This is a genomic window from Calditrichia bacterium (assembly GCA_020634975.1).
Lineage (GTDB): Bacteria > Calditrichota > Calditrichia > RBG-13-44-9 > J075 > JACKAQ01.
In genome coordinates this window covers 167,107-183,485 of sequence record JACKAQ010000004.1, presented here as the reverse complement: position 1 = coordinate 183,485, position 16,379 = coordinate 167,107, and the positions used below count along the sequence as shown (strand labels likewise).

Annotated in this window: 13 protein-coding genes; 9 read left to right on the top strand and 4 right to left on the bottom strand. The window is 48.9% G+C overall.

What is annotated here, in order from left to right:
• Positions 1-45 precede the first annotated feature (45 nt).
• Positions 46-432 (bottom strand): DUF302 domain-containing protein, encoded by a 387-nt coding sequence (locus H6629_20815; protein MCB9070225.1) that lies wholly within the window; start codon positions 430-432, stop codon positions 46-48.
• Positions 433-746: 314 nt separating this feature from the next.
• Here H6629_20815 and H6629_20810 point away from each other — a divergent pair, with 314 nt between their 5' ends.
• Positions 747-4,907: a T9SS type A sorting domain-containing protein gene (locus H6629_20810; GenBank protein MCB9070224.1), complete on the top strand. Its 4,161-nt coding sequence runs from the start codon at positions 747-749 to the stop codon at positions 4,905-4,907.
• 148 nt (positions 4,908-5,055) lie between these two features.
• On the opposite strand, the gene H6629_20805 is transcribed toward H6629_20810, so the two are convergent.
• Both H6629_20805 and H6629_20800 read right to left on the bottom strand, forming a co-directional pair.
• Positions 5,056-7,188: a hypothetical protein gene (locus H6629_20805; protein MCB9070223.1), complete on the bottom strand. Its 2,133-nt coding sequence runs from the start codon at positions 7,186-7,188 to the stop codon at positions 5,056-5,058.
• Positions 7,189-7,384: 196 nt separating this feature from the next.
• Positions 7,385-8,707, bottom strand: coding sequence for an NAD(P)-binding domain-containing protein (locus H6629_20800; GenBank protein ID MCB9070222.1), 1,323 nt, complete (start codon positions 8,705-8,707; stop codon positions 7,385-7,387).
• Between the two features lie 211 nt (positions 8,708-8,918).
• Between H6629_20800 and H6629_20795 the strand changes: the two genes are divergently transcribed.
• The 5 genes from H6629_20795 to H6629_20775 all read left to right on the top strand — a co-directional run bounded on the left by H6629_20795 (position 8,919) and on the right by H6629_20775 (position 13,085).
• Positions 8,919-9,857, top strand: a complete 939-nt coding sequence (locus H6629_20795; GenBank protein ID MCB9070221.1) for a hypothetical protein — start codon at positions 8,919-8,921, stop codon at positions 9,855-9,857.
• A 113-nt stretch (positions 9,858-9,970) separates the two neighbouring features.
• Positions 9,971-10,603 carry a response regulator transcription factor gene (locus H6629_20790; protein MCB9070220.1) on the top strand — a complete coding sequence of 211 codons (633 nt, stop codon included), beginning with the start codon at positions 9,971-9,973 and terminating at the stop codon, positions 10,601-10,603.
• Between the two features lie 39 nt (positions 10,604-10,642).
• Positions 10,643-11,704 carry a lipopolysaccharide heptosyltransferase II gene (gene waaF, locus H6629_20785; GenBank protein MCB9070219.1) on the top strand — a complete coding sequence of 354 codons (1,062 nt, stop codon included), beginning with the start codon at positions 10,643-10,645 and terminating at the stop codon, positions 11,702-11,704.
• A gap of 137 nt (positions 11,705-11,841) precedes the next feature.
• Complete coding sequence (locus H6629_20780) at positions 11,842-12,480, top strand: threonylcarbamoyl-AMP synthase (GenBank protein ID MCB9070218.1); 639 nt, start codon at positions 11,842-11,844, stop codon at positions 12,478-12,480.
• A 92-nt stretch (positions 12,481-12,572) separates the two neighbouring features.
• Positions 12,573-13,085, top strand: a complete 513-nt coding sequence (locus H6629_20775) for a low molecular weight protein arginine phosphatase (protein MCB9070217.1) — start codon at positions 12,573-12,575, stop codon at positions 13,083-13,085.
• On the opposite strand, the gene H6629_20770 is transcribed toward H6629_20775, so the two are convergent.
• Positions 13,067-13,747, bottom strand: a complete 681-nt coding sequence (locus H6629_20770) for a hypothetical protein (GenBank protein ID MCB9070216.1) — start codon at positions 13,745-13,747, stop codon at positions 13,067-13,069. The genes H6629_20775 and H6629_20770 overlap by 19 nt on opposite strands.
• 118 nt (positions 13,748-13,865) lie before the next feature.
• Here H6629_20770 and H6629_20765 point away from each other — a divergent pair, with 118 nt between their 5' ends.
• From H6629_20765 to H6629_20755, 3 genes are all read left to right on the top strand, one after another.
• Positions 13,866-14,309, top strand: a complete 444-nt coding sequence (locus H6629_20765) for a DUF1232 domain-containing protein (protein MCB9070215.1) — start codon at positions 13,866-13,868, stop codon at positions 14,307-14,309.
• A 10-nt stretch (positions 14,310-14,319) separates the two neighbouring features.
• Positions 14,320-14,751, top strand: a complete 432-nt coding sequence (locus H6629_20760; GenBank protein ID MCB9070214.1) for a YkgJ family cysteine cluster protein — start codon at positions 14,320-14,322, stop codon at positions 14,749-14,751.
• Positions 14,752-15,024: 273 nt separating this feature from the next.
• The gene (locus H6629_20755; GenBank protein ID MCB9070213.1) at positions 15,025-16,353 is read left to right on the top strand and encodes a TolC family protein; all 1,329 of its coding nucleotides are present in this window, start codon (positions 15,025-15,027) and stop codon (positions 16,351-16,353) included.
• Positions 16,354-16,379: the final 26 nt, after the last annotated feature.

Below are 16,379 nucleotides of genomic sequence, written 5' to 3'. Positions count from 1 at the left end.
ACAACTTGTAATATGCAGTATTACCGCAGCATTAACCAGATGTGATTAAAGACTGTCGATCACCTTTTTGAGCAACGCCTGAACTGCGATTGCCACATCACCGAGCGACGGATTTTCGATCGCCTGCATCGATGCAATCGGATCGATTGCGGAAACTTCGATACTTTTATCCGGTAATTCTTTCACGATTACGTTGCACGGCAACATCAGCCCAATGTTGCTCTCGGATTGCAACGCTTTGTGCGCAAAAGGCGCATTGCACGCGCCAAGAATCCGGTATTTCGGAAAATCGACATCCAGCTTTTTCTTCAGCGTTGCCTGAATATCAATTTCTGTCAGTACGCCAAAACCGTTTTCTTTTAACACATCCGTCGTTCGTTCAATGGCTTTCTCGAAGGATATGTCCAGTTTTTTGGAAAAATAATAGCTCATTTTTTACTGCTCCTTTTTGAAATGTTTTTGTTTGTGCGATGTACATTTTTCCTTTGATCCAATAAGTGTTACGCTATTTTTGATGTGAGCAATCCCGCACAGTTACATATAAACATGTAAATATTTACTCACTCCAAAACTGCTGCAATTTCTTTCAGAAATCACCAAAATCTCATTTGTTTATTATACGATTCTGGTTTACCTTTTGAACTGAAATTTTGGTTACCTCATTCTCAAAACGACATACAATTTCCGAAACAACTGTTTCAAAAGCCCAATATGGAAATGTTAATTCATACTGAAAGGAGATCTGAATGACCGGACGCAAGTTACGATTGCCGGTAATTTTTCTGGCGCTCTCTATTTGGTCGATGGCGTTATTTGCCAAAAAACCGGAGCAACACCAACAGCTCGAAAAATTGGAAAACGAGATAGAAGAAACCATCCGTTATGCGGATATGCGGGTGAGCAAAATCACCGGTGCGCCGGTTGCGCTGTATCGGGTAAATTACCCGGTAAAAGCTGCATCGCCGGAAGTGATGGCGCGGCAGTATTTGCAAGAAAACGCAGTATTGCTTCACATAAACGAAAATTTGGGAAATCTGTCTCACACCCGGACAATCGAAACGCCCGGTGGGCTGCATGTCCGTTTTCGGCAGTTGGTTGGCGGATTTCCGGTTTACAACAGCGACATCGTCGTAACGCTGAACCGTTCGGAAACCGTAACATTTGTGATGAGCGACTACAAACCGCTTGCCAAACTGGACAATACCGTTCCGGCAATCAGCATCGCAGAAGCAACGCGATCGGCGAAAGCGTATCTGAACATTCAGGGGCAAATTCAGTTTGAAAAAGCAGAAACCGTGGTGTATCACAACGCCGGCAAAACGCGGCTGGCGCATAAAATCGTTATCGTTCCGGCAGAAGATTTATTCGGCGATTGGGAATTGCTGGTCGATGCTCATTCAGGCGACATTTTCCGGGTGGAAGATAAAGCGGTTTACGGCGGACCCACTGAAAATGTGACCGGTTCCGGCTGGGTATTCGATCCCGATCCGCTGACGCATGCGAGGGTCAACTACAGCGGACAATTTGTAGATAACAACGATGCCAACAGCGATTCGCTGACTGCACACACCGTTCAGCGCGATTTGCTGGACATCGAATTCGACGGCACCAATTACCACCTTCGCGGACCTTACGCCCAGATCGTGGATTCGGAATCGCCGTTCAACGGATTATTTTCGCAGGCGACCAACCAATGGCACAATTTGCGAAACGCATCTGCTTTCGAAGCGGCGAACGTGTATTATCACCTCGATGCCTCGATGCGCTACATCAACGAAGAACTGGGTTTCAATTTGATGCCCTACCAATATTCCGGCGGCGTCAAAGGCGATCCGCACGGATTGAGCGGTTCGGACAACTCGCATTATATCTCCAGCACCGGGCAATTAGCCTGGGGCGAAGGCGGTGTGGATGATTCCGAAGATGCCGATGTGATTCTGCACGAACTGGGTCACGGATTGCACGACTGGCTCACAAACGGCGGATTATCGCAAGTTAACGGTTTGAGCGAAGGCTGTGGCGATTATTGGGCGAACTCGTACAATCGCAGCAAAAACTTTTGGACTCCGGCGGACCCTCAATATTGGTGGGTTTTCCAATGGGATGGGCACAACCCGTTTTGGGGTGGACGGGTCACGAATTATACCGCAACTTATCCCGGCGGGTTGGTTGGTTCCGTGCATACGGACGGTCAAATGTGGGCATCTACGCTGATGCAAATTTGGGATGACATCGGCAGGTTTGCCACAGATTCCAATTTTCTGGAAGCGTTGGCAATGACCAACAGCTCAACCAATCAGCAGGATGCAGCGCAGGCGTTTGTCCAGGCAGATATCAACCTGTTTGGCGGCGCAAATCTGACGTCAATCGTCACTCATTTTACCAATCGCGGATACAACATCACCGTTCCGGTGCCGCAAATTACCCACACGCCGCTAACCGATACGGAAGACCTGATCGGTCCGTATACGGTTACCGGAAGCATTTCCGCAGCAAATGTGCTCACGAGCGTTCAGTTGATTTACGGCACAAACGGCAGTTTTACAGATACGCTGGATATGAACGCCGTTGGCTCAACTTACACCGCGAATATTCCCGGCACGGGCTCGCTGGCAACTTATCAATATTATATTCGCGCGATTGATGCGTTGAATCTGGCGTCCACCAGCCCCGCAAATGCGCCGGCAAATTTCCACTCGTTTTCGACGGGAAGCGATGTGCTGGCACCGGAAATCAACCACAATCCATTGGGAAATCAGGCGTTGCTGGTGTGGCCGGCAACGGTTTCTGCCACAGTTACGGATAACCTGGGCATCGGCAGCGTGGTGGTGGAATATGTCGTCAACGGCGGCGCGATGAGCGGCTCGTTTGCAATCACAGATGCGGGCGGCGATCTGTTCAGCGGTGCGTTTGATATTCCTGCCGGGAGCCTGAATTTTGGCGATGTCGTGGAATATCGCATCATCGCAACGGATGCATCCAGTCAAAGCAATCAATCGAGCGATCCGGCGAGCGGTTATCACAGCTTCGAAATCACCGATGTGCTCGGGCTGGTGCTGATTATCGATGATGATCCCGCATCAGCAAAGCTGGAAAACATCAGCGAAAAAGGCACATCTGTTCGTGATGTAGCCAAACACCCCTTCGGCGTCACCGCCAACAATATGGAAGGCTATCTTTCGGCGATGGGTTATTTGGTTTCGGTGGAAACACCGGCAACCACAGATCCGGCAACCTGGGGAAATTACAGTATGATCATTTCATCCAGCGGATTAAACCAATCACCGGTTTCCAGTGCAACTTATCGCTCAGCGTTGGAAAACTGGGTGAGCGATCCTGCAAATAAATTGCTCATCGAGGGCGGCGAAGTAGGTTACGATGCCGCCCAATCTCCGGGCTATCCGACATTTGCGGCAAATGTGCTGCATACAAACGATTGGAACGCAGATAATGCGGGACCGCTTAACATTGTTTCCAGTCAGGAAAATCATCCAATGGTCAATACGCCAAATCAAATTCCGTCGTCTATGACCATTGAATACAGTGATTGGGGCAGCGAAGATGCAGTAAATGCGGTTGGCGGTGCTTACCTGCTTTATGGAACAACAGATCATCCAACTTATGCAGGTATTTCGATTTACGATGACAACACCGATCCGCGCAGCGCCCAGATTGTTTTTTTTGCATTCAATTTTGCGGAGCTCACCGACCAGAATGTTGCGGCGAATCTGCTGGAAAACGCAGTGAATTATCTGCTCACTTCTGAGGAAAATACCCAAACCTTCAGCATGTCGCTCGAAAACAGTTGGAATTTGATGAGCCTGCCAATGACAATGGACGACAGCAATTATCAAACGCTGTTCCCCAACGCCATTCAGGCACCGTTTTATTTTGACGGCAGCTATCAGCAATCCGATGACTTAATTCCCGGAAAAGGATATTGGCTGCGCAACGGTGCAACCGAATCTTTACCGATTACCGGATTGCCGCTGGAGTCATTTGAGGTTCAATTGGACGAAGGCTGGAATCTGGTTGGCAGCGCATTTTGCGATGTGCCGATTGGCAACATTGAGGACCCGGGAAATATTGTGATCCAACCGATTTACGAATTCGACGGAACCTATCAAACCGCAACCCAGATTTCCACAGGAAAAGGCTACTGGATTCGCGCGTCGGAGGCGGGAAATATTATCATCGCATGCGCCGGACCGGCGAAAATAGCACCGGTTGCCCAACTGGATTTGAGCGGCGAAAGCCGGATTGCCATTGCTGATGCCAACGGCAACGGCCAGTCGTTGTATTTTAACGTTGCCGCGCTTTCCGATAAAAATGCCACAGAAATGCGCATGCCGCCGTTGCCGCCTGCCGGTTTGTTCGATGCCCGCTTCAGCGGCGATTATCTGGCTATTTCCGGTGCGGAAGCACAAATTGAATTGCAGGCATCTGCCTGGCCACTGGCTGTTCGTGCGGAAAATCTGCCGGTGGTTTCCGGTGAGCAATTTGTGCTGCGGGAAATGCTCGGCACAACGGTTGTCGCCGAACATCCGGTTCAGGAAGGCATGGAAATTGTGCTGACCAACCCGGCAGTGAAGCGGTTGGCATTTGGCAAAATCACCGCCAATTTGCCGACGCAATTTGCGTTGGAGCAAAACTATCCAAACCCGTTCAACCCCACAACCGAAATCCGTTACGCTTTGCCGCAGCGCAGCGATGTTCAGTTGGTGATTTTCAACGCACTCGGGCAGCAAATCCGCACGCTGGTTTCCCGCACGCAGGACGCCGGATTTCATGAAATAATGTGGGATGGCAAAGACAGCAACGGACAATCTGTCGCCAGCGGCATTTATCTTTATCGCATCGCCGCCGGTAATTTTTCAGCCGTCCGCAAAATGATTTTGATGAAGTAATTTTTGAAAATAACGTCCATTTTCTAAAAAAAACCTTGCGGGATTTGATATCCTGCAAGGTTTTTTTGTTAGCCTGTTTTCTGACCGCCTTTTTTGGTGTTGTGCTAATAAAGGCAATCACTTTTTCAATTCTATTAATTAAAACACATTACCAAAACCGAAAAATCAGAAATCCACCAACTGCCAATATCACAATCACCAACGCCACCCAAAACCACGGGCTGCGATGCGGGATGCCTTTGCTGCCGAACGGATAAGCGGGTCGTTTGGTGAAGGTGAGCGATTGCCCGCGATTGAGGCGCATTCGCGAATTAACGCCCCAACCGGAGCCTTCCAGAATGGCGCTGAGATCGCGGCGTTTCAGCTTCAGCCAAGCGACGATCACTGCCGGCAACATGACCGCCAGCAACGCGCCGAGCACACCGGCGAGCATCACCACCCAACCCAAATCCGCAATGGTTTTGGTGATAAATGCAACCGACGAACCCAACGCTGCAATCGCGATGCCGCCACCGGCGAGCAATCCTCCAGCGGGTTGGGCAGCTGGTTGTTTTTCCGGTTCCGGCGGTGGCGCAACGGGTTCGCCGTTTTTGACACTCGTGACAACCTGAGCACCTTTTTGTTCCAATTTTTTCTGTGCTTCGGTGGTCATTTCCTCCAGTTTTGCCGTAACCGCATGACCGAGCCGTTTGAACGGCGCGGCAATCGCTTCCAGCAAACTGATCGGATTTTCGACAATATGCACCACATGGGCGTGGTGTTCCTGACCGTGTATGTCTTTGAAAATACCCCACTTATCGACATGCAAATTGCCACGATTTCCCGACGTGACCGGCACCGCCACCTCGTATAATTTTTTGCCGTCGTTCGAGATAATTTCCGCGTAGAGCATAAACATATTGCTCACCGTGCTGAATTTGGCGTGCAGGTTGCGATCCGGCGCTTTCACCGCCAGCGTAAAGTGTCGCCCGTCCATTATCAGCGTTCCCATCTCAAACAACGCCCGGCTTTCCGGGTCATACAAATGCGGAAAACTGATGAAGCTATTGGCAAATTCCAGCAAACCGCCCTGATACAGCATCAGCTTTTCCAGCAGCCGGATATTGTCCAGATCGAGCGAGGTTTTGTGGCTCTCTTTCAGCAATTTGCGCAGTTGCTGCGTCCATTTTTTGTCGGACAAAAATCCCCGGATATCCGCGACAGGCAGGCTGCGCACGCTCACCTGCGGCTCGGATGTCACCCACTCGTGATGCGCCTGCAGCGTGTCTTTTATTTTCCGCCAATCGGCGCGATTGAGCTGTGTTGTTTTACCGAGCACCGGCACCATCGTCTGCGTTACAAAATTCTGAAACGCCGTTTCATTAACCGGATTGATGTTGTCGTTCAAATCGAGAATTACCGAATTGTTGGGAATAGCGATCGGCGCGCGTTCGAGCAATTTTTCCACTTCGCGGATGTCTGAAAGATCGGTTTTTTCCGGCGCAAACATGTCATCTTCGATGTATTGCAACAATTTGGGATTCAGACGAACTGCATCGCAGAGCGTAAAATATTGGTTGATCTTTTCGCGAATCGCCACAAAACTGCGATATGCTGCCGGTGTTTCCGCACCCAACGGCATAATTTCTGTCCGTTGTTCTCCTTTCGTCAGCTCCCCTTTTTGATACCAGTCGGAATACAGTTTGGCTTCATCCAGAAACTGATTGAGCAATGCCTCCGTCACGCCCTCGCCGCCGTTCGGGTGCGGTTGTCCACCGACCGTTTTTAGCACAGCTTCGATCGCAACTCGTAAATTATCGTCGTTTGTGGCGGTTTGCAGCACAATACCGGCTTCATCCAGTCCGCCCTGTAATTCTTCCGCTTTTATGTTGCGAACATCCGAAATCAGTAATTCCGTTGCATCCGGTTTGCCGATTCGCCCCAATATTTTGGTTGCGGCATCGTAAATTCGCTTGCCGTCCGGCGATTGTTGATTGATCGCAGAAAGCCGGATGGTCGTGCTTTTTGTATCGACACCGCCGGTTTCGGTTAACTGCGCGAACAGCCATTCGATGGCAGTTTTCACCTCGGAAATACGGATTCGACCATCGTTATCTGTATCGAGCCGCCGCAGAAAAACGGCATCCGCGTTGATGGTGCCGTGCGGTGCGGTCGACGCGATCCAGTGCGCTTCGTCCAGCGACAGCGCGAGTTGCAAATCCGCCGCCGTCTCGATTTTCATGTGATACGATTTGCCAAATCGCTCAAAATTGAAGCGGCGATTTTCAGGATCAACTGTCATTTTTAAATTCTCAACCATATGTTTTCTATTTATTTGCCGCAAAGACGCGAAGTGCGCAAAGTTATTATTCGAGTCGTTTTTGTTTATCTGGAGATTCCTGCAGATACAGGAATCCCCGGTTTATAGCAAAAACAGATTGCTACCCAAATACACAAAATCTTTCTTGCAGTATGAAATGCACGACTTTCGCAAAAGTTTATCCACTCAAAACGGCTGATTTTTCAGGCAAAGGCAGCACATTTGCGAACTGCCGCAAATGTTTGTGCAATACTTTCAGATAAGTATCTTTGTGCACGTAAAACGACATCCGTTCCAGTTTCATGTAATTGTAGCCGCCGCTTAAGTCGATGTTAATATTTTGTTTATCGCGCCGGAATTGTGTCGCCGAAGCATGGTTTTCGGCGGAAGCGCGGATAAATCGCGCCATCAGCTCCGCCTGATCGTATCGACCTTGCCAGCCGAGTCCGGCAGCCTCCAGCATGCCCAAAACGAACAAATTGTCCCGCTCCGGATGAAAAATATGCAGATACAATCCCGGATGGTCGCCCTGCCAATTGAGCAAATTCCGGTCGATAAACGGATAGTGCAATTTATATCCCGTCGCCAGTAAAACGAGGTCGAACGCTTCGGCGGTGCCGTCGGTGAACACAACCGAATCGCCGTCAAGCCTTGCAATATCTGACTTTACAGAAATATCGCCGTGCCCAATGTGATACAGCACCAGCGAATTGACAATCGGGTGCGATTCGTAAATCCGGTGATCCGGTTTGGGAAAACCGAATTTTTCGGGATCGCCGGTGAAAAATTTCAGGATAAATCCGTCCGCCATCTGTTTCAGTCGCGGCGGCAACTTGAACAATCCGCCCATCGTATCCGCCGGTTTGCCGAGCACGTATTTCGGCACAAAATGATAACCGCGCCGGACGCTGATCGCTACGGATTTGGCGTGATGCACGGCGTCAACCGCAATATCGCAGCCGCTGTTTCCCGCACCGACAATCAACACCCGCTTCCCTTCAAAAATTTTTGGCGATTTGTATTTCGACGAGTGAAATATTTCCCCGCTGAAATTACCGGGAATTTGGGGAATTTTCGGCTCCGCCAACGTCCCGTTCGCGATAATGATGCCCGCAAACGTATGGCGTTCGCCGTTTTCGGTGGTCAGTTGCCAATGGTCACCATCGGGTTCAACCGAGGCAACTTTTGTGTTGAACCGAAAGTGTTCGCGCAATCCAAAATGGGTCGCGAAATCGCTGAAATATTTGCGCAATTCACCGTGCGACGGGTAATCGGCAACGCTCTCCGCCATCGGGAACTCGCGGAATTCCGTCATTTTTTTGGATGAAATGAGATGCGCCGACTGATACACCGTGCTGCGCGGATTGTTGATATCCCACAGCCCGCCGACATCGCTGTGCGCCTCGAATCCCACAAATGGAATCCCGTATTTTTGGAGATTTCGCGCGCCCGCCAACCCGGATGGCCCGGCACCGATTATTGCGTATGGCAATCTGTTCATTTGTCCGCCTGTTTCGTTTGCACCGGCTAAACTTATCAAAAAGGTGAAATTTTTCAAAATTTTTTGCAAGAAATCTAAAATGTGGTTGTCAAAACTTTCGAATGCACAAAAAAAGGAGTTCGCCTCTGCGAAATTGTGACAACCCGGGATAAGTGTGGATATCCACAACAACAGATGTCTAGTTCTTCAAATTCAGAAAAAGGAGTTTATTATGATGTATGTTCGTATTTTTTCTCGCGTTGGTTTGATGTTAATTCTCGCAGTTGCGATGGTCGCTTGCACCGAAAACGCATCCGGACCAAATACTTCGGAAGTGTTGAATTCCGGTGATTTGGCGCTGTTGCTCGCCGTACAGGACGATGTTCAGCAGCTCGATGACGGTGGCATTGTGCCGCTCGATTCCGCATATGGCGTGTTTTCGATCGGCTGGAACCAGTTTATCACACCCGATCAGCAGGAAGAAACCACCGGTAGCCACGCGTTTGCAGTGGCTTACGACGAGCTGAGTGCCATCGGCATTCGCCGGAAAGCCGGCGGCGTCGATCTCGGCGATGTATCGATCAGCTACGCCGGAAACAGCATCGCACTGAGCGAAAAAGCCACCCGAATGGGCGGATTTATTTATAGTTTGTTCAATCATCCCCGCAACACGACAGCGCAGGAAATTGAGTTTGTCGGTGGTGAAACGTATCAAATGATAATCAGCGGTTCGGATAATTTTACGCCGCTGACGGTTGCGCTGACCGCGCCATCATCTGCAATTTCTGTGGATAGCCCCGCAAATGGAGATACGGTGGATGCCGCGCAGGATTTGGTCATCAACTGGTCCGGCGGCACAACCGATGATCCGGTGCTGTTGAAAATTGTAGCCCACGATCGTCCCGGCGGACCAAAAGGCAGACACGGGCACAAACCCGGCGATCGCCCGATGCCGCACGAAATGCCCGGCGCTGTTTTCGTAACGCTGGATAACAATCCCGGCACTTATACCGTTACGGCTGCCGAATTGCAGGATTTACTCGGCGATGCCGCATCGCAACATCTGGCGGTTCATGTGTCGCAGGTTGTCAAATCGACGATCACCCATGACGGAAATCCGTATATCGCTGCGCTCCGAACCGGCGACCGCGCAATACTTACCATTCAATAAAACTCAATATTTCAAAACTTACGAGCAGGAGAAACTTCATTTCTCCTGCTTTTTATTCCCCACATGAAAATGGGGCTTTTTCCACCGCCAAATATTTTTTATCTTTTAAAATGATGCTGCAAATTGGAATTGTAGAGGATGACGCGGATATTCGCACGGCAATGGTGAACTATCTGAATCGCCAAAATAGTATGCGTTGCGATCTAATTGCGGATTCCGTTGAATCGTTTTTGAAGCTGCTGGAAGCGGATTCGCTGCCGGATGTGGTGCTGATGGACATCGGCTTGCCGGGAATGTCCGGCATCGACGGTATCCGGATTATCAAAGATCAGCATCCCGATATCGATATTATTATGCTTACCGTGTATCACGATTCCCACAAAATTTTCAACTCGCTGTGCGCGGGCGCGTCCGGTTATTTGCTCAAAAATACGCCGTTGGAAGAGATCAAAAATTCCATCGAAACGCTGCACGATGGCGGTGCGCCGATGTCCCCGCAAATCGCCCGGAAAGTGATCCAGTATTTTCAGCCGGGCAAAAAATTGTTGCAGAAAAAATCGCCGCTCACGCCCAAAGAGAAGGAAATTGTGGTGGGCTTGGTGGACGGGCTGAGCTACAAAATGATCGCTGACCGGATGGATATTTCCATCGAAACGGTGCGATATCACATCAAAAATATCTACCAAAAACTGCATGTGCACTCCAAAGCCGAGGTCATCAGCAAATCGCTGCGCGGAGAAATTTAATATTGGCAAAATTGGGCGAACCGGATTTATATTATCGGGATGACTGTTGAATTATCCCAAATTCGCCGGGTGCTGATCGTTCAAACCGCATTTATCGGCGATGTGATTCTCACGCTGCCGTTGGCGCAGGTTGCCGCTCGCATTTTCGGCGATGCGACTATCGATTTTCTGACCATTCCCGCATCCAAAAATATTGTTGAAACGCACCGCGACATTTCCCAACTGTGGATTTACGACAAACGCGGCAAAGATCGCGGCTGGCGAAATTATCTGGCGCTGGCGAAACAGCTTCGCGATCAGCGATACGATCTCGCGATTATCCCGCATCGCTCAATGCGCAGCGCGGCGCTGGCGTGGCTGGCGCGTATTCCCCGACGAATCGGATTCCATCGCAGCGCTGGACGAATGTTGCTGACAGATGTACTCCCCTACCCTTACGGCATTCACGAAATTGAACGGAATCTGCATTTGCTCAAGCCGTTCGGCGTTTCGCCGTCGTTGGGCGAATTGCCGTCGCTCAATTTTTCCGAAAAAGATGTGGCGAATGTCCAAAATTGGCTCTCGTCACAGCAAATGACTAGCAAAAAACCGTTTATTGCGCTGGCTCCGGGCTCCGTTTGGGCTACGAAACGCTGGCTACCGGAATATTTTGCGACACTCGCAGAGCGGCTGCACGAATCGGGATTTCAGCCGCTGCTGATCGGCGGTCCCGGCGATGTGGCAACTGCGGAAACGGTCATCCGCACAGCCAAATGCGATATTCTCAACGCTGTCGCCAAACTGTCGCTTCGGGAATCTGCACAGCTCATTTCCCGATGCGCCATGCTGATTACCAACGACAGCGCACCGATGCACATGGGCGTTGCCGTGCGAACGCCGGTTTTGGCAGTGTTCGGCCCGACAGTTCAAAAATTTGGTTTTTATCCGGTGGGAAAATTGGATAAAGTTGCTGAAATTAAAGACATGGAATGTCGCCCCTGCGGCAGACACGGCAGCGACGCCTGCCCGATCGGCACGTTTGCCTGCATGAAAACGCTGCTCCCGGAACGGGTTTTTTCGCTGGCACAGGAAATTCTCGACAACGCCCGGGATTCCGGTTAATGTTGTGACCGTGTTGCTGTCACCCCTGCGTATGCAGGGGTCTCCCTGCTCACAACCTCAGAGCTTTATTTTTTGTAATATTTTATAATTGTTCCCAATGACTAAAACTAAAAAAAACAACTCGTTTTACTAATAAAATGAACACCATTAAATTAAAAATAACCGACGAAATTCCACAAAACGTAGCGGATTGCCTCAAAAACGGCGGCGTGATCGCACATGCCACCGAAACGGTGTACGGACTCGCCTGCCGCTGGGACAACGAAGCCGCGCTGGAACGGGTGGCAATCATCAAACAACGACCGCCGGAGCAACCGTATTCGCTGCTCGTTAACGACGTGGCCAGCATTTTTCAATTAACCGGATTAGACAATTTGCAGATGCATAATTTTCTCGAAACGCTATTTCCCGCACCGGTAACGGTGCTGTTGCCACGGATTCGCGATGCCAAAATTGCGTTCTGGAATGACTTTCCGCTGCTGGGATTTCGGCTTCCGGACGATCCATTGTGCCAAAAACTGGTTGCGGCTGCGGGTGTGCCGCTCATCACCACCAGCGCCAATCTCTCCGGAGAAGCACCGCCGGTTTCTGCGGAAAAGCTCTCCATAAAAATTGCACAACATGTTGATTTTATTTTAGATAGCGGCACTTGCAGATACCAGATTCCTTCAACGATTGTTCAATTGAACAGCACGCTGGATACCTATCGAATCATCCGAACCGGTGCTTTTCCCGCTAAAGAATTCGACGAAATTTTCCGAAACTATCCGAACTGAAAAAACCATTTTGAAACGAGACCAAATGACCTTAGATTTTTTTGTGCACGGACGTTAGGAAACCAATCGACAGATAAAACAAATTGAGAGCAATGTTTAAAATACTATTTATTTGTACCGCCAACATTTGCCGTACACCGATTGCCAAATATTATTTGCGCGATAAAGTAGAAAAATCCGGGCTATCCGGAAAAATTGAAGTTGATTCAGCAGGAACCTGGGCACGCGGCGGGCAATCTGCAGCAGAAAACAGCATCGCCGTTTGCAAAGAAAACAAGCTGGATGCGAGCGAGCACACCTCAACCGGCATCACCGCAGCAATTATGAATGACTCGGATTTAATTTTGTGCATGAGCATTCAGCACAAACTGGATCTCGTTTCCATATTCCCGCAACATGCCGATAAAATATTTCTGTTGAAAGAATACAGCAACGAAACGCCGGAAAAACGTTTATCCATTCCCGATCCGTACGGGCGAAAAATCGAGGTGTATCGTGAGGTATTTCGTGAAATAGCTTCTGAAATCGATCGCTTTTTCCCGGAGATCAAACGGTTGGTTTCAAACGGCGCTGTAGCGTTTTCGGATCAGGGCAAACGCGCCTGACTGCTTTGCCAGACAACCTGTCGGGCAGATTCAACATAAGAATGACATTCCGCATATCCGCTAATCAAAAAAACGTTCATATCCTGCCAATTGCCCTGCAACGATGAAATGCACAATCCCACAAACAAAATGTTGAAAAAAATGATCACTATCGAAGAAAACAGCAAGCCGTTTCGCTGCAAATCCGGTTGATTAAAATGGAATTCTTTCAACAAATAAATGAGGTGGAACATGAGCGAAAAACCTAACACGCCGTTCAACCAGAACTGTAATTCGTAATTTACAGCGGGTTTGAACAGCAAAACGATCACGGTTGTCAGCGGAAAAAAATACGGCGCCAGTGCGATCACAAAATTATCACCTTCGGTTTCTACCCTGCCGCCGTTGCGACCCGCATAAATCGAATGCACCCGTTTGAATGAAAGCACCGCAAAAATCAGGTGGATGATTTCGTGCTCCAGCACGCTCCAAAACGGTTCACGATGGGCAAAAAAAATAGCCCACAACAAAAAATACAGCGAAGCGCCAGCCAAAAACGGCCAAAACGTATGCGCTGGATCGAATCCGCAAAATTGCACAAAATCGACAATTGCCCGGGAAAAGGCAACCGAACCGATCAGGCAGATCAGCGCAAAAGTCAGCTTTCCAAAAAAATTGAACATTGGGTTTTTCGTATCATCCGGGTATATTTAGCATATATTTTGATCGTGATAAATTTACGCCGAAGTTCACAAATTTACAACCACAACCTCGGTATTTTCAAATATTTGGAGATGTAAAATGGCAAATGAAAAAGAACCGCGCGGTTACCAGAAAGCCAAAGCCAAAGCAGAAGAAATACTCAACGATCCCGATAAAACTGCCGGATTGCTGTCCAACGCGGCGGAAAAAGCACAATTTTATCGCCAGCGATTGAAAGATGTTTGGGAGCAACTGGACATGCTGATTCAAATGGCCAAAGCCTATCGCAGCGGCGATTACAAACACCTGCCGTGGAAAACCATCATTGCGATAATGGCGGCGATTTTATATTTCGTCAATCCGCTGGATCTGGTACCGGATTTTCTGTTCGGATTTGGTTTTGTTGATGATGCAGCGGTAATCGGTTTTGTGGTAAGCTTGCTAAACGATGAAATAGAAAAATTTAAAGATTGGCAAAGCGGTTTAACAGCAGATAAAAAAACACCGTCTACCAATGGCAGCTTGCCCGTAAATGCCGGATGATTGATTGTAAATGAACAAAAAATTCAAAAAGAAATTTTACCGCAACGGACTGTTCTTTGGCTGCACAGAGTGCGGCAATTGCTGCACCAAATCCGACGGAATTGTCAGTTTAACTCATGCAGAAGCAGAAAATATTGCCGCCGTTTTGCAAATGCCAAAACCGGAATTTCTCGAAAAATTTGCGGAATCATTTGACGATGGCGATACACTTCACTTAAAATCACGGGACAACGGCGACTGCATTTTGTTGGAAAACGATCGCTGCAGCGTTTACACGGCGCGACCGCTGCAGTGCAGCACGTTCCCGTTTTGGCCGGAAAATCTGAAATCGGCCTATCGCTGGAATATTGTTGCGGAGGAATGCCCCGGAATCGGTTTGGGACGCAAATATTCGGCAGAAGAGATCGATGCCATTAAAAAATCTATGCGCCGTGACGGCTGATCCTGTTTCCGGAACATGCACTTTCTGTTTTGATTTTAACTCTCCTCTCTGAAAATCAGAATTTTCAAGAAATAAATAATATATAAAAATTTATATATATAGTTTTGTAACCAGCAATACTTGCACACATCAAATATTCGTTCATGTGAAAGAACGGATTTGAGCACTCAGGAAACGTTATTAATTTTTGAATCAAGTTAATTATTATCAATAGTTTAAAATTAATAAATAAACGCAATACAGAAAACGGTTGAAGCCTCAGGAGCAGAATAAATGAACATACGATTTGTGATTGGTTATCTACTATTTTCACTGATGTTTGCGCTCACCGGTTTATCCGATGAGCTCCCCCGGCGATCGATTTCGCTGGATGAAGCGCTGGCAATGAGCGCAAAAAGCAATTATCAACTCCGCATCGCGCAAGCCCAATATGATGAAGCCAAAGGGCAAAATCTTGAAGCGTGGAGCGGATTTCTCCCCCATTTTACCATTTCCGAACAATTTGTAAAATCTGACGATCCGGTGACGGTTTTTGGATTGAAGCTGAAACAGGGTGTTTTTGCCGAAACAGATTTTGCGCTATCCTCCCTCAATGCACCGGATGCGTTTGAAAATTACACAACTGAATTCAAGATTGAATTGCCGCTGATAAACCTTGACGCCATTTTTGGCAAAGCCGCAGCCGGCATGATGGCGAAAGCCAAACAGCAAGGCGTTGAACGAACCCGGCAGGCGATTGCGCACCAAACCCGTGCGGCATATTTTGGATTAATTCTCACCGATCAGAGCCGGAAAGCAATTGACGAAGCGCTGAAATCGGCGCAGGCGCACCGCGACGATGCCAAAGCCGCATATGATCAGGGCATCATTAGTCAGGCGGAATATTTGGCGGCGGAAGTGCGGTTGGCGGAGTTGCAGGAACAGCAGTTGCTCGCGGAAAATCAGGTGCAAAACGCCAGCGACGCCCTGCGGTTGATTTTGGGAATGGAGGAATCGACGATTTTGCAGCCAACCGACACATTGTCGCACATCGCGTTGCAACCTGAAAACCGGAAATTTGAATCGGCATTGTTGAATCGCGCTGATTTGCTGGCGATCCATTTTTACCAAAAAGCGGCATCGCGAAATTTGCTCGCGAAAAGCAGTGCATGGCTGCCCCGGCTGAACGCATTCGGCATGCAGGAATGGAACGCAGCCGACGCATTTGCGAAAGATGCGGACAATTACACCGTCGGCGTTCGCCTTTCGTGGCAACTATTTGACGGACTCGGACATTTCGGTCGCCGGAAACAGGCTGCCGCACAAAAACATCAGACGTCGCTGCAATTGCAGCAGGCAACGCAGCAGGCACGCAACGAAATCGGCGCGGCTCAGCGCAATCTGCAAGTTGCAGAAAAACGCATCGCAGTGGCGGAACAGGGTGTTCGTCAGGCGAAGCAAAGCTTGCACATCACCGAACAGCGCTATCGCGAAGGGTTGGAAAAAACCAGCGATTTGCTGGATCGCGAAGCCATGTTTACCAACGCAAAATTGCGATTGTTGAAAGCAAAACACGATTTTCAGCTGGCAGTCAGCCAGTTGAATTTCGCAACCGGACAATAAAAATCAGAAAATAGAAACCATTTTAA

Excerpts from the sequence above, each read along its gene's own strand:
- H6629_20815 (MCB9070225.1), bottom strand. The coding sequence starts at position 432 with ATGAGCTATTATTTTTCCAAAAAACTGGACATATCCTTCGAGAAAGCC.
- H6629_20810 (MCB9070224.1), top strand. The coding sequence starts at position 747 with ATGACCGGACGCAAGTTACGATTGCCGGTAATTTTTCTGGCGCTCTCT.
- H6629_20805 (MCB9070223.1), bottom strand. The coding sequence starts at position 7,188 with ATGACAGTTGATCCTGAAAATCGCCGCTTCAATTTTGAGCGATTTGGC.
- H6629_20800 (MCB9070222.1), bottom strand. The coding sequence starts at position 8,707 with ATGAACAGATTGCCATACGCAATAATCGGTGCCGGGCCATCCGGGTTG.
- H6629_20795 (MCB9070221.1), top strand. The coding sequence starts at position 8,919 with ATGATGTATGTTCGTATTTTTTCTCGCGTTGGTTTGATGTTAATTCTC.
- H6629_20790 (MCB9070220.1), top strand. The coding sequence starts at position 9,971 with ATGCTGCAAATTGGAATTGTAGAGGATGACGCGGATATTCGCACGGCA.
- waaF (MCB9070219.1), top strand. The coding sequence starts at position 10,643 with ATGACTGTTGAATTATCCCAAATTCGCCGGGTGCTGATCGTTCAAACC.
- H6629_20780 (MCB9070218.1), top strand. The coding sequence starts at position 11,842 with ATGAACACCATTAAATTAAAAATAACCGACGAAATTCCACAAAACGTA.
- H6629_20775 (MCB9070217.1), top strand. The coding sequence starts at position 12,573 with ATGTTTAAAATACTATTTATTTGTACCGCCAACATTTGCCGTACACCG.
- H6629_20770 (MCB9070216.1), bottom strand. The coding sequence starts at position 13,747 with ATGTTCAATTTTTTTGGAAAGCTGACTTTTGCGCTGATCTGCCTGATC.
- H6629_20765 (MCB9070215.1), top strand. The coding sequence starts at position 13,866 with ATGGCAAATGAAAAAGAACCGCGCGGTTACCAGAAAGCCAAAGCCAAA.
- H6629_20760 (MCB9070214.1), top strand. The coding sequence starts at position 14,320 with ATGAACAAAAAATTCAAAAAGAAATTTTACCGCAACGGACTGTTCTTT.
- H6629_20755 (MCB9070213.1), top strand. The coding sequence starts at position 15,025 with ATGAACATACGATTTGTGATTGGTTATCTACTATTTTCACTGATGTTT.